Annotated in this window: 12 protein-coding genes and 1 pseudogene; 7 read left to right on the top strand and 6 right to left on the bottom strand. The window is 72.2% G+C overall.

Annotated features, from left to right (window positions below; translation table 11 throughout):
- Positions 1-15: 15 nt before the first annotated feature.
- From dhaK to ACZ5C2_RS19740, 5 genes are all read right to left on the bottom strand, one after another.
- A complete protein-coding gene (dhaK, locus tag ACZ5C2_RS19760; protein ID WP_468792612.1) occupies positions 16-1,008 on the bottom strand; it encodes a dihydroxyacetone kinase subunit DhaK in 993 nt (330 codons plus the stop codon).
- Positions 1,009-1,424: 416 nt separating this feature from the next.
- Positions 1,425-2,180, bottom strand: coding sequence for a hypothetical protein (locus tag ACZ5C2_RS19755; RefSeq protein ID WP_468792609.1), 756 nt, complete (start codon positions 2,178-2,180; stop codon positions 1,425-1,427).
- A gap of 147 nt (positions 2,181-2,327) precedes the next feature.
- Positions 2,328-3,203: a pyridoxamine 5'-phosphate oxidase family protein gene (locus ACZ5C2_RS19750; RefSeq protein WP_468792607.1), complete on the bottom strand. Its 876-nt coding sequence runs from the start codon at positions 3,201-3,203 to the stop codon at positions 2,328-2,330.
- Between the two features lie 122 nt (positions 3,204-3,325).
- Positions 3,326-3,787 carry an Hsp20/alpha crystallin family protein gene (locus ACZ5C2_RS19745; RefSeq protein ID WP_468792604.1) on the bottom strand — a complete coding sequence of 154 codons (462 nt, stop codon included), beginning with the start codon at positions 3,785-3,787 and terminating at the stop codon, positions 3,326-3,328.
- Between the two features lie 809 nt (positions 3,788-4,596).
- Entirely contained in the window at positions 4,597-5,337 is a 741-nt protein-coding gene (locus tag ACZ5C2_RS19740) for a CBS domain-containing protein (RefSeq protein WP_468792602.1), read from the bottom strand.
- A gap of 625 nt (positions 5,338-5,962) precedes the next feature.
- Here ACZ5C2_RS19740 and ACZ5C2_RS19735 point away from each other — a divergent pair.
- From ACZ5C2_RS19735 to ACZ5C2_RS19710, 6 genes are all read left to right on the top strand, one after another.
- The gene (locus ACZ5C2_RS19735) at positions 5,963-6,844 is read left to right on the top strand and encodes a universal stress protein (protein WP_468792599.1); all 882 of its coding nucleotides are present in this window, start codon (positions 5,963-5,965) and stop codon (positions 6,842-6,844) included.
- Positions 6,845-6,863: 19 nt separating this feature from the next.
- The gene (locus ACZ5C2_RS19730; RefSeq protein ID WP_468792597.1) at positions 6,864-7,310 is read left to right on the top strand and encodes a universal stress protein; all 447 of its coding nucleotides are present in this window, start codon (positions 6,864-6,866) and stop codon (positions 7,308-7,310) included.
- A gap of 27 nt (positions 7,311-7,337) precedes the next feature.
- Complete coding sequence (locus tag ACZ5C2_RS19725) at positions 7,338-7,616, top strand: SHOCT domain-containing protein (protein WP_468792594.1); 279 nt, start codon at positions 7,338-7,340, stop codon at positions 7,614-7,616.
- 52 nt (positions 7,617-7,668) lie between these two features.
- Positions 7,669-8,649, top strand: coding sequence for an Acg family FMN-binding oxidoreductase (locus tag ACZ5C2_RS19720; protein ID WP_468792591.1), 981 nt, complete (start codon positions 7,669-7,671; stop codon positions 8,647-8,649).
- Between the two features lie 493 nt (positions 8,650-9,142).
- Positions 9,143-9,730, top strand: coding sequence for a rhodanese-like domain-containing protein (locus ACZ5C2_RS19715; RefSeq protein WP_468792589.1), 588 nt, complete (start codon positions 9,143-9,145; stop codon positions 9,728-9,730).
- 313 nt (positions 9,731-10,043) lie between these two features.
- Positions 10,044-10,685: an OsmC family protein gene (locus tag ACZ5C2_RS19710; protein WP_468792586.1), complete on the top strand. Its 642-nt coding sequence runs from the start codon at positions 10,044-10,046 to the stop codon at positions 10,683-10,685.
- A gap of 212 nt (positions 10,686-10,897) precedes the next feature.
- Here ACZ5C2_RS19710 and ACZ5C2_RS19705 read toward each other — a convergent pair.
- Positions 10,898-10,942: pseudogene (locus tag ACZ5C2_RS19705) on the bottom strand (hypothetical protein); the annotation flags it as partial.
- A 700-nt stretch (positions 10,943-11,642) separates the two neighbouring features.
- Between ACZ5C2_RS19705 and ACZ5C2_RS19700 the strand changes: the two are divergent.
- A complete protein-coding gene (locus ACZ5C2_RS19700; RefSeq protein WP_468792584.1) occupies positions 11,643-12,335 on the top strand; it encodes a response regulator in 693 nt (230 codons plus the stop codon).
- The last annotated feature ends 106 nt before the right edge of the window (positions 12,336-12,441 follow it).

The following is a 12,441-nucleotide window of genomic DNA, read 5'->3' as shown; positions in this document are numbered from 1 at the left end:
TGATCCCGGCGTTCTTCACATGCCCCAGCGCAGCCCCGGAGTACGCACCGGCGCGTCCCACAGCCGCAGCAGCTCCTCGTCGATCTGGCACAGGGTGACCGAGGCGCCCGCCATGTCGAGGGACGTGACGTAGTTGCCGACGAGGACGCGGGCCACGGGCACCCCGCGCTCACCGAGCACACGCTGCACCTCGGCGTTGAAGCCGTACAGTTCCAGCAGCGGGGTGGCGCCCATGCCGTTGACCAGGACAAGCACGGGGTTGCGCGGGGTGATGTCCGCCAGGATCGCATCGACGGCGGCCTCGGCGATCTCGCCGGACGTCATCATCGCCCGCCGCTCCCGGCCCGGCTCGCCGTGGATGCCGATGCCCAGCTCCAGCTCCCCCTCGGGCAGATCGAAGGTCGGCGTGCCCTTGGACGGGGTGGTGCAGGCGCTCAGCGCCACACCGAAGCTGCGGGAGTTCTCGTTCACCTGCCGGGCGATGGCCTGCACCCGCTCCAGCGGCAGGCCCTGCTCGGCCGCCGCGCCCGCGATCTTCTCCACGAACAGTGTCGCGCCGGTGCCCCTGCGGCCGGCCGTGTACAGGCTGTCGGTCACCGCCACATCGTCGTTGACCAGCACCTTCGCGACCTGGATGCCCTCGTCCTCGGCCAGTTCCGCGGCCATGTCGAAGTTGAGTACGTCACCGGTGTAGTTCTTCACGATGAACAGCACCCCGGCCCCGCCGTCCACGGCCGCCGCGGCCCGTACCATCTGGTCGGGCACGGGGGAGGTGAACACCTCACCGGGACAGGCCGCCGAGAGCATCCCCTGCCCCACGAATCCGCCGTGCAGCGGCTCGTGCCCGGAACCTCCGCCGGACACCAGGCCCACCTTCCCGGCCACCGGGGCGTCCTTGCGGACGATCACCCGGTTCTCCACATCCACCGCCAGCTCGGGATGCGCCGCCGCCATTCCGCGCAACGCGTCCGCGACCACGGTCTCCGGTACGTTGATCAGCATCTTCATGGGTACCTCCTGGTGAGCTTGGCAGGTGGGTCGTCGTCCTGCGTTTTCGCCGGTCGGAGCGGTTACGGACAAGGGAGGACCTCGGCGGTTCGCAGCGGTCGGAACCGGCTGTGACGGTCCTGACGCCGACGTGATACCGGCGGTGGTGACGGGGTGTCAGGTCTTTTGTGTCGGTCGGATACGGGCTCGCTGAACTCCTCCTCCCGGAAGTATCGACCTTGCGGGAGCGAAGGTCACGTGCGCGGGCCCTCGGGCGTGCCCGGGCGGCGGGGCGTTCCGCTGCCCGCACCGTGCGGCGGGGCCACGACAAGGGCGGGACACATGAGGCCGACGCGCTGGTGAGGGGACGGGGCGATCGACCGGAAGGACCGTTTGGACGGACCGAGCGTCCGTCGTCGACCCGTGCGCTCAAGCGCTCAACGCCGGGGCACGGTGCCCGGCGGGTTACTGCCGATTACCGGTTCCGCGTCCGCGGGTCCCCGGAGAGCCTTCCTGCCGACACGGCTGCGCAGGTTGTGGAACTGGCGGATCTGCATGATGACGTGGGCCGGTTCCCCCACCAGCACGTCGAACGGCCGGGTGAGCCACCGGGGCCGTCCTTGGCCGCGGGTACGGACGACAAGGCGCGTTCCGCCGTGCGGAGCCGGCCGAAGGTGAAAGCCCCAGACCCCCGTCATGCGTGCCCGGGGCAGTGGATCCCGGCTCTGGACGAAGGAGCGACCGGAGGCCAGGTCCAGGTCCGAGTGCAATACCAGCGTCCGGTTCGGCTCCAGGCGGGCCACCGTGAACCAGGACCGGCCGTCCCGGGTCGCAACCAGCCGCTGCCCCACCGTCAGCGTCTGCCACTCGGGGACGATGCGGTCCGCGCTCGGTTCTCCGTACCGGTCCAGGCGGTCCCAGCTGTACCAGCCCGCGCGGTCGTACCCCATCTGCACCAGCCACGGCCAGACCTCCTCGGGCGGCGCGGGGAGGGTCGTCGCCAGGACCGACGAACCGTCGGCCTCAGGGCAGAGATCGTCGCCGGGGTAGGCACGGCCGGCTTCGTCCTCGGCCGCACCCCAGGTCAGCAGCCGCGGCCGGATCCACAGCGCGTACAGCGTCACGGCGCACACCGCCCCCAGCGAGACCGACCGGACCTGCGGCCGCTGCCGACACTTCCGTTGGGTGGACATCACGTCCTCCTCGCTCGTCGAGGGGTGCGGTGACCCGGCGCGGTCCACGGAGGCGGCGGGGCCCGGTCGAGGAGCCCGAGGCCGTCGGGGGCCGGGCGTGGAGCCGGCAGGACACCCTGTGCATGGTGCACGGAAGAGTCGTTCCGCTCACCGTTCGGCGGGGGTGATGCGGCGTCCCGTCAGACGGGTGGGCCGGATCGACACCCACATCTCGCGTTCGTCTCCGGCCCATGGTGTGGTGTGGGCGCGTTCGGTAAGCCGCCGCGCCTCGTCGGGTTCCGTGACGGCCCGTGCGGGGCCGACGGCCAGTACGCTCCAGCCTCGGCTCATGGCCTCGTCCAGCTGGTCGACCTCGAAGGCGATCTCCGATCCCGCGGCGGCCGCGGGCACGGAGCCGGGAGCGGTCCGGAAGACGATCATGTCGTCGACGACCTCGTAGTTCACCGGGACCACGGCGGGGCCTTCGGGAGTGGTGACCGAGACGCGTCCGACACCGTGTGTGGAGAGCAGGGTCCGGCATTCGTCGGGTCCGACGTCCCGGAGCCGCGGGTGCAGCAGGGCCATGCCCTGGCCGGGCGGCAGGTTGCCACCACCGCCGCGCAGGGCCTGGACGCTGGTGTGCAGTGCGACGGCCAGCCTGGTGAGTGTGGACATGCTGGGGTCGCCGGGGTGCTCCTCGAGGTAGGCGAGGTATTGCGGCGCCATCCTGGCGCGGCGGGCCGTCTCCTCCCGGCTCAGGCCGCGTCGTTCGCGTTCTGCGGCCACTCGCCTGCCGATGTCGCCGGGATCTGGAGGGCCGGCGGGTGAAGACGTGCCGACAGAGGTTTCCGGCTCGTGTCCGAGATGCCTGACGTGGGCGTCGGGTCCGGGGAAGACGAGCGTCACGTCGTGCGTGTCCGACCAACACACGTCGTAGGGGGGTGTGCCGTCGTCATGGTGCAGTCCGACGATCTCGCCATCGCGCCTGGGGACGCCGGCGGCCGGACTTTCGATGACGAGTTGATCGCCCAGGTGAGCTTGCATGATCGCCGCGCTTTCCTCACGGTACTGCTGAAGGGGACTGGCCCCCTGACGCCCGGCGCACAGGACCGCCGGGAAACGGTGGAGGCGGGTACCGGCCCGGCACCGCCGATCCCGCCGATCCCTCAGCCGGTGATCTCGATGCGGTGCGGCTTGGCCTTCTGGGCCTTGGGGACGCGTACCGTCAGAACCCCGTTGGTCAACTCCGCGGTGATGTGCTCGGGGTCGATGTTCGGAGGCAGACTCGTGCGGTAGTCGAACTGCCCGATGTGCCGGCTCTGCCTGCGGAGGACGCCCGTGCGTTCCTTCTCCTTGACCTCCCCATGGATGTCGAGTTCACCTTCTGCGACCTCCACGGTGATCTGGTCCTTGTCGAGGCCGGGGAGCTCCACCTCCATCAGGTAGGCGTCCTCGGTGTCCTCGACATCGGCCGGTGGCGCCCATGCCTCGGCCCGGGAAAAGCCACTGCCGGGGAAGGGGAAGGTCGAGTGCATGAGCTGATCCATCCGGGTGCGTAGCTCCTCGAGTTCCCGGAGCGGGTCCCATCGGGACACCGAACCCGTGCTGCGGTGCACTGGAAGCGTCATCGTTGGTTCCTCCTCGGTTCAGATCCACTGGACATCCGGCCGCGGAGAGGGGGAAGCCCCTCACCGTGCCGGGTACCCGGGCGGGCGTCGGAACCAACAGGCTTCCCGGCCGAGGCGCAGAACGCGGGTGACGTGCCGACGGCCGGACGGGGGGTGCGCGGCGGCTGCGTCACGCCCGCGCCCTCGGAGGTATCCAGAAGTTCCTTTTCAGCTCGGAACGGCCCGGGGTGTCCCCGTCCGCTCCGCGATGCGGCGCCGGACCTGGTCGGTGAGCGCGTCGAGCCGCTCGGAGGGCGCGCCGAGTCGTTGCGGCACGGCCGCGAAGCGGGAGGTACGCCGCGCCGGCTCGGCGCGAGCGTGACGTCGGTGACGGGTGACGTCTCTCGCGATGCACGCGGTGCGACCTCGTCCGCCGTGGTCCGAGGCCGGATGCCGGTCCGCCGCCTCAGGCGCGATGCCCACCCGCCGACGGGCGGCCCGTCGGCGCGCCTGAGTCCAGGTGAACCGGTACGGCCCTTGATTTCCAGGGTCGCGGAGCACAACGCCGGTCGCACGTCGCGCAGGAGGAAAAGGCCCGATGGAAGGGATGGTCGGCAGCCGCTGTCGGGCAGTGATGGAGCCGGGGGCCGCCCGCTTCTTGCGGGCCCTCATTGCACGGTGCGCGGTCTCGCTCCGCTTCTCCGTGTCCTTCGGTGGCCCCCGGCTCACCTCCATGACACTCTGCCCGCCCGTCGGCTGCAAGGCCGAACGGCCCCGGCCCGGGAGGGCCGGTCGGCCTCTTCCGCGGAGCGGCGGTGACGATCACCCTTTCAGAGGCGGCGGATCCAGTTGTCGGCCACACCGTGCACGGCCCCCTGTTCGGCGGGCCGCAGACGGGTGTCGTCGACGCGGTACGACAACTGGTCGACGACGGCGACGACGCCGTCCACGCGGCCTGTCGTGCGGAGCGCGACAGCGATGTCGCTGCGTCGCTCCAGCCGACCGGTGAGGGTGACCACGCCGTCCCGGACGGTGATCGCGACTGCATGGGGTCCCAGCGACAGCGTGCGGCCCAGAACTTCCCTGCACACGGTGCGCTCGATGCTGTCGTCGGCACGCAGGAAGACCTGGAGCAGGTCGCGCCGGGTGGCGATCCCGGTGAGCCTGTCCTCGTCGTCCACCACCGGAAGCCGCTCGATGCCGTGCTCGGTCATGAGCCGGGCCGCCTCGGAGACGGTGGCGTCGGCCCGAACGGTGACGGCGGGAGCGGACATCACTCCGCCGGCCGTTCGGGCCCGGCTCTTGGCCGTCTCACGGCGGACACGGCGGCTCAGCTTCCGCAGCCGGTCCGTCCAGACGCCGGGCGTACTCCCGGACTCGGCGGAGCGGGCCTGGTGGAGCATGAGGTCCGACTCGGAGATCACGCCAAGGACCTTCTCGTCCTCGTCGATCACCGGGAGGCCGCTGATGCCGTGGTTCTCGAGCCTGCGCACCACCTCCTTGAAGGGGGTGCCGTACTCGGCGGTGATGACGTCGGTGGTCATGACGGAACCGACCCTGGTGACCTTCATGGCTGATCCTCCTCGGACGGCCGGGGCCCCGCCGGCGGGGCCGACGTGAACGTGCCACGGGATCCTTCGGCTTCAGCGTCGCGCGGGCGGCCTGCCCGGCCCAGGGACCGAGGGGGCACCGACCAGGGCCGACCGGCCCGACAGCGCCGGGAGGCGTTCGCCGGAGCACCTGCGCGGGCCGGACGCGGACTGCCGCCGTGCCAGGCGCGCGCCTCCCTCTGGAAACGCTCCGGGGGCACCGTCCCCCGAACGACCGACAACGGCCCTCGACGCGGGCGAGGCCGAGCACGTCGTCTCATCCGCCGCGGAGCGTGCCCGCCGGCGGACCGCGCGGGTCAAGGTCTCCACCGCGATCCTCCAGGAGGGTGCGGCCGGCTCCCGGTGCGCGAGGGTGAGGACGCCTTTCAGCCCGGCCGGACAGTCCCGTCCCGTCCAGCCCAGCCCAGCCCAGCCCAGGCACCGCGCCCGGTCGCGGTCGTACCCGCGACGCGAGTGGCCGTCCCGTGAGCGGTGGGACTTGGGCCTGATGGCCCTCCGGTTGGACCCGGTGGCCCCTGCCCCGAGCGCCGCCCCCCGCGTGACGCTGACAAGGGGGAGAAGAAGGCCTTTTCTGGAGGTGTACGTGATGCTGTCACCTGTTGTCGCCGGGGTCGACGGTTCGCCCGAGAGTCTCGCTGCCGCCGAGTGGGCGTCCCGTGAGGCCGTCCGCCGCGGACGGCCACTGCGCCTGTTGCATGTGCGGAACTGGCACCCGCGTCAGGGCGAGACGGAGATCGCACACGCAGCCGAGCGGCACCGGGCCCGGCGCGTCCTGCGGCAGGCGGAGGAACACGTTCGCGCGGCGTGCCCCGACGTGCGGGTCCACGACGAGCAGGTGGAAGGGCCGGCGACCGCCGCCCTGGTGAAGGCGGCGGGCGATGCCGAGCTGCTGGCACTGGGCTCGCGCGGGCTGGGCCGCATCACCGGACTTCTCGTGGGGTCGGTCGCGCTCGGGGTTGTGGCGAAGACCACCGGGCCCGTCGTCCTGGTACGGGCCGACGACACGGCCCGTGCGGCGCAGGAAGCGGGCGGCGCCGCCCGCCGGGACGTGGTCCTCGGCATCGACGTCACGGAACCGTGCGACGAGGTGATCGACTTCGCCTTCGAGGCGGCCCGAGTGCGCCACGCGCGGCTGAGGGCTCTGCATGCCTGGCGTGCGCCCGACCCGCTCACTCTGGGACCCGGCGAGATCGGCCTGGTGAGTGATCCGCAGCGGGCAGAGGAGTGGCTGGGCTTCCTCTCCGCCGTACTCCAGGTGTGGCGCGACAAGTACCCCGACGTCGAGGTCCTCGAGACGGTGGCCCGGGGCAAGCCCTCGGTAGCCCTGACCAAGGCGGCGTCCGGCGCGGAACTTCTGGTCGTCGGACACCGGCTGACCGACCGCCCGAGGATCTCGCGTACCGGCCCGGTCGCCCACGCCGTGATCCACCAGGCAAGCTGCCCCGTCGCCGTCGTACCCCACTACTGAACCACCGGAGGTGATCCCCGTGCTGCAACCGGTCGTGGCCGGCCTCGACGGCTCACGCGAGAGCACCGCGGCAGCCCACTGGGCGGCCGGGGAGGCGCTGCGCAGAGGACTGCCGTTGCGGCTGGTGCGGGCATGGGAAGCCCTGCGCGCGGTGCACGCATGGCACGTACCGCTCGGTCGGGGCGTCATCGGTGCCGGGGAGCGGGCACGGATCCGGGAGGCGGCGGAGCAGGCGCTCTCGGCGCTCGTGGAGCCGTGGCAGCGCACATATCCCACCGTGTTCCTCAGGGAAGAGCTGCACGAAGGGGTACCGGCCCACGTCCTGGCCCGCGCGGCGCGCGGGGCGGGCCTGCTGGTGGCGGGCCGCCGCAGGAGGCGTGCCGCGATCGGCTCGCGTACCGGCCCGGTAGCCCGTGCCCTGATCCACCATGTCGGCCGCCCGGTGGCGGTCGTGCCCCACGACTGACGGGACCCCACAAGGAGGTGGTCCGCGATGACGTACTGGAACGGACACGGAACGAACGGCTGGGGCTGGTTCGCCATGTCCCTCGGTATGGTTCTGCTCTGGTCTCTGCTGATCATCGCCGGGGTGCTGATCGTCCGTACCCTCGGCCGTGCTTCCGGTGCTCCGCACCCGCCCGTCGGCCGCCCCTCCGCCGAGCAGGTTCTCGCCGAACGGTTCGCCCGGGGGGAGATCGACGAGGACGAGTACCGGCGTCGGACGGCCGTGCTCCGGGGAGACGTCCCGCCTGCCGGCGGGCACTCTCCCTGATCCCCGATCCCCCTGGACCGGCAGACTCCTGGAGAAAGGGCGGTATCCGCTCATGTCCGTCGTCAGCGCACGTCCTGGCCATGCCTCCGCCTATCTGGCCCGTGCGGCCACCACCGCGCCGTCGGTTCACAACTCCCAGCCATGGCTCTTCGTCTCGGACGGTGACCGGGGCATCGAGGTGCACGCGGACGTCGGCCGCAGACTTCCGCTCGCCGATCCGCACGGCCGGGAGATGCTCATCAGCTGCGGAGCGGCGCTGTTCAATGTGCGCCTCGCCATGCGGCACCTCGGCTTCAAGCCGGTCGTGCAGGACTTCCCGGACCCGCAGGACCCCGGCTGTCTGGCCAGGGTGACGTGGGGCGCCTACGCCCCGCCGACCCCCGAGGAGCAGCGGCTGTACGGTGCGCTGCGCCGACGGCACACGGTGCGCGGTCCGCTGCTGACGGATCCGCTGCCGGCCGGCCTGGTCGACGCACTGCGCGAACAGGCGCTTGCCGTGGGCGCGGACCTCCATGTCGTCGGCGACGAAGGGGGTCGCCGACGTCTGGCGGCGCTGGTGCGGGCGGGTGAGGACGCGCTGCGCAACGAGCCGGCCCGTGTCGCCGAGCAGACCGCCTGGACCCGGCGGATCGCCCGGCCGCGTGCCGGCGGCGTTCCGGGCGACGTGACCGCGCTGCACCCGTACTGCCTCCCCCTCGCCGGGCGGGACCGCGCGGGGCTCGTCCCGGTGTTCCCCGCGCCGCTCCGGCGCCGGCCCGTACGGACCGGCCTGGTCGCGATCCTGGGCACCGACCGGGACGACCGTCCGGCCTGGCTGCGGGCGGGGGAGGCACTCGAACGGGTCCTGCTGTACGCCGCTGCCCATGACGTGATGTCGGCCTTCCACACCCAGCCCCTCGAACTTCCGCACCTGCGCGCGCAGATCCGGCAGACCGTCAGCGCGGGCGCGTTCCCCCAGATGATCCTGCGCCTCGGATACGCCCCAGGAGTGCGTTCCCTGCCCCGGCGCCCGCTCGGAGAGGTCCTGCGGTGAACAGCCGCGCCCACCGCCCGGCACGACCGCGCGCCGCCTGAACCGGGAGGCGACGCCGCGGCGCCGGTGCGGCAAGGCCGTCGCGCGGCGCTGCCGCAGCGGTGAGGACGGCCGGAGACCACCGCGGGCCCGGCGGCCAACCCGCCGGGGCCGGGGCCGCAGGTGTGGTGTGTGGCGCGGTGGGGACGCGGTGGCGATCACCGCCGTCCCGCAGATCGACGCGCGGCTGCCTCCCGGAGCGGCGCGCCGAGCGCAGCCCGCGCCGACAGGTCCCTGCCGGCATGCGCGGGCGACGGGCGACGGGCGGGCCGAGAGCATGCCCACGAGGAGCGTGGGGACGCTCCACGGCGGGCCGCCAAGGCCCGGTCAGCAGGGGTGCGAGGTCCGCGCCCTCGAACTCCACATCCACGACCACTCCCACGCGCAATACCCCTAGGGGTACTCTACGTGGCGATTCGATACCCCGTCGACCACGAAGGATCACACAGTCGCCATGACCAGCCCCCTCACCCCGGTCACCCTCGAAACCCGCCAGGCCGGAGTCCGGCTGCACGAGTTCACCGTCATTGACGTGCGCACGCCCGGCGAGTACGCCTCCGGGCACTTGCCCGGCGCCCTGAACATCCCCCTGGACCACATCCGCCGAGCCCTGCCGGAGATCCGGCACGCCGCGCAGCGCGGTGACCTCCTCGTCGTCTGCGCCTCCGGGGCACGCTCCGAGAAGGCCTGCACGCTCCTCGCCGAACAGGGCGTTCCCACCACCACGCTCGCCGGCGGCACCGGTGCCTGGTCGTCCGAGGGCCGGGAGTTGCACCGTCCCGCGGCCTGCGACACCCGGGCCGGCTGGAGCATGGAACGCCAGGTCCGCTTCACGGCCGGGACGCTCGTACTCCTCGGCCTCGTGCTCGGCCTGTTCGTGCACCCGGCCTTCCAGCTCCTCTCGGCGGGCATCGCGGCCGGCCTGGTCTTCTCCGCACTCACCAACACCTGCGGCATGGCCGTGGTGCTCGGAAAGCTGCCGCACAACCGCCCCCGCGCGGCCGGCCTCGACGCCGCGCTCGCCGCCCTGCGCGGTCGGTGAACAGATCGGCAGTCGGCCGGTGAGCGACGGGGTCTCACGTCCGGCCGCCCCGCACTGCCGCAACGACCAGGAGCTGTGCGTCCGCGCTCGCGGCCGGTCAGCCGGTCAGCCGGTCGTCCCTGTCCCGCGCGTCCCGTCGGCGGCCGGGAGCGTGGCCCCTCAGCCGGCGGCATGACATGCCGACCTGCTCGCCGCAGACGAGTGACCTTCGGAGCGCGGCAGGGGCTCATGGGCCCCAGACATCTCCTGTGGCGTGGCGGTGTACTGGGAGGTAGCAGGCCTTCGTGGTGGAGCGAGCCAACAAGGAGCCGAGATGAAACTGGAAACGCGCTGTGGGCGCACGATCAATGTCACCCGCTTTGCGCCGAGAGGGCTGCCTGCCCCCATGGGCCGAGTCGTGGTGGACGCCTCCTGTGCACCACATGACGGGGGTGAACTGTGGGCGTCGCTGACAGCCGAGGAGGCCCGGCACCTGGCCGGGCTGCTGTTGTTCCAGGCGGCTGTGGTGGATCCGGAACCCACGGGCAGGCCGGGCCTCGTCGAGGTGGCGCCGATCGCGGGTGACGCGTTCGAGATACGGGTCCGTGGTCACGTCGTGACGGTCGACCAGCCGCTGTCCGACGGGGGCAAGGACAGCGCCCCCACCCCGGTGGAGCTCTTCGTGGCGTCGGTCGCCTCCTGCGCGGCGCACTACGCGGGGCGCTTCCTCGACCGCCACGGTGTGGGCCGGGACGGCCTGTCGGTCCGTGCGGAGTACCGCATGGCCGACGACCGGCCGGCCAGGGTCGCGGCTCTCTCGCTGACCGTCCTGGCACCCACCCTGCCGCCGCAGCGGCTGGCCGCACTGCGCGCGGTCGTCTCCCACTGCACGGTCACCAACACCCTGGCGCAGGCACCGGAGGTCGAACTGGAGGTCCGGTGCCCGCCCGACGAGTTCGCGGCCGGGAGCGACTGAGGAGCGAGCAGCGGCACGTCCCACGTGGTCCGGGCGTGCAGCAGGACCAGGGCGGTCCCGGGAAGCCCGGCCTCGTCGAAGGCCGTCCCCACCGCCTTGTCCCCGGCGGCCGTCGACGCCCACCACGGCCGGACCATCGGGATGGGCTTCCCCCGCACCACCGGCACGGGGCAGTGTCCGTGCTTCGCGAGACGCACTGCCGTCGAGCCCGCCACCAGCCCGGCGATCCCGCCCATCCCACGGGACCCGGCCGCCACCGGATCGGCGGCCCGCGACGGTGCCTGCAGCACCGTCAACGGCGCCCCCGTCAGCACGCGTGCGAACCCTCTACCCCCGGTGCCGCACCTGACACGCTCCACCGCCTCCGCCACTGGGCGCTCGACCAGGTTGCCCGTCGGCGGTCCCGGGGGTGACGGGCCCAGGGGAGCGTGCAGCGCGGGCCGGAGGGGGCGTGCACCACCCACAGCGCGGCCGTCAGCAGCAGGGCCTCCCGCGCGGCCGTCTCCGCCGCGGCGAGACCCGACGCCGACCCGTCCACACCGACGATCACCAGACCCGTTCCAGAGCGTTCTCGCCTGTCTTCAGACTCGCCCCGGCGGTGTCCCGGTGCCATGGGGCCCGCGGCTCGTCCACAACGGCAGGCAGGCAGGCGCTCACGGTCGTCCGCGGCCGGAGGGACCGGGTGGTGGGGCACCGCGCGGGTGATCCGGTCGTCGGGGAGACGCGGGGACAGGGGGCCGAAAGCCGGGTGGCCGGACGTGAACGCGATCACGGTGAGGCGCCTGCCGCGCTGCGGCGGTGCGGCCTCCCGACGGATGTGGCCGTGATGCGTCGTCCCGGGTTCCTGCTGTGTCACACACGGTGGTGTCCCTGTCGGCAGGGACACAGGATTGGTCTTTCGCCCTCAGGTGGGTAAAGATCCCTCAGGAATCCGCCAAATGTCATGAGGAGCATGTGATGACGGACAGTGAGCAGGTCGGCGCCGGAAAACCCATCCGGGTCTTCCTCATGGACGACCACGAGGTCGTCCGGCGCGGTGTGCACGACCTGCTGAACGACGAGCCGGACATCACGGTGGTCGGGGAGGCCGCCACCGTTGCCCAGGCCCTCGTGCGTGTCCCCGCGCTGCGTCCCGACGTGGCGGTCCTGGACATACGCCTGCCGGATGGCGACGGCGTGAGCGTCTGCCGCGAACTGCGTTCGGAGATGCCCGACCTGGCCTGCCTGATGCTGACGTCGTTCGACGACGAGGACGCCCTGCTCGACTCGATCATGGCCGGTGCCTCCGGCTATGTACTGAAGCAGATCCAGGGGTCGGACCTGGTGACGGCGGTGCGCACTGTGGCCGGGGGCCAGTCGCTGCTGGACCCGAGCGCCACGGCCAAACTGATGGCCCGGCTGCGTGACGGCCAGCAGAAGGAGGAGGAGCCGGACGCGCTGATGGGGCTCACCGGCCGGGAGGGGGAGATTCTGGCACTGATCGGAGAGGGACTGACCAACCGGCAGATCGGCCAGCGTCTGTACCTGGCGGAGAAGACGGTGAAGAACCACATCTCCCGCTTGCTGGCCAAGCTCGGTGTGGAACGTCGCGTCCAGGCCGCGGTCATCGCCACTCAGGCCCAGGACCGCGCGCGACACCAGGGGCAGTAGGGCGACGCCGGGACCCCGTATACCGCAGGGCGGCATGCGCCGCGGCAGCGGGTACTCCCATGTTTTCCGCGCCCCCAACCGCTACCGTTTCGGACGAGCGGACGGT

This window comes from Streptomyces sp. NPDC031365 (genome assembly GCF_055569765.1).
Note: the sequence above shows the minus strand (reverse complement) of the source record. Positions and strands in the feature narration are given on the sequence as shown.

Bases quoted from the DNA above. Each gene is read 5' to 3' on its own strand.
- dhaK (WP_468792612.1), bottom strand. From the start codon at position 1,008: ATGAAGATGCTGATCAACGTACCGGAGACCGTGGTCGCGGACGCGTTG.
- ACZ5C2_RS19755 (WP_468792609.1), bottom strand. From the start codon at position 2,180: ATGTCCACCCAACGGAAGTGTCGGCAGCGGCCGCAGGTCCGGTCGGTC.
- ACZ5C2_RS19750 (WP_468792607.1), bottom strand. From the start codon at position 3,203: ATGCAAGCTCACCTGGGCGATCAACTCGTCATCGAAAGTCCGGCCGCC.
- ACZ5C2_RS19745 (WP_468792604.1), bottom strand. From the start codon at position 3,787: ATGACGCTTCCAGTGCACCGCAGCACGGGTTCGGTGTCCCGATGGGAC.
- ACZ5C2_RS19740 (WP_468792602.1), bottom strand. From the start codon at position 5,337: ATGAAGGTCACCAGGGTCGGTTCCGTCATGACCACCGACGTCATCACC.
- ACZ5C2_RS19735 (WP_468792599.1), top strand. From the start codon at position 5,963: ATGCTGTCACCTGTTGTCGCCGGGGTCGACGGTTCGCCCGAGAGTCTC.
- ACZ5C2_RS19725 (WP_468792594.1), top strand. From the start codon at position 7,338: ATGACGTACTGGAACGGACACGGAACGAACGGCTGGGGCTGGTTCGCC.
- ACZ5C2_RS19720 (WP_468792591.1), top strand. From the start codon at position 7,669: ATGTCCGTCGTCAGCGCACGTCCTGGCCATGCCTCCGCCTATCTGGCC.
- ACZ5C2_RS19715 (WP_468792589.1), top strand. From the start codon at position 9,143: ATGACCAGCCCCCTCACCCCGGTCACCCTCGAAACCCGCCAGGCCGGA.
- ACZ5C2_RS19710 (WP_468792586.1), top strand. From the start codon at position 10,044: ATGAAACTGGAAACGCGCTGTGGGCGCACGATCAATGTCACCCGCTTT.
- ACZ5C2_RS19700 (WP_468792584.1), top strand. From the start codon at position 11,643: ATGACGGACAGTGAGCAGGTCGGCGCCGGAAAACCCATCCGGGTCTTC.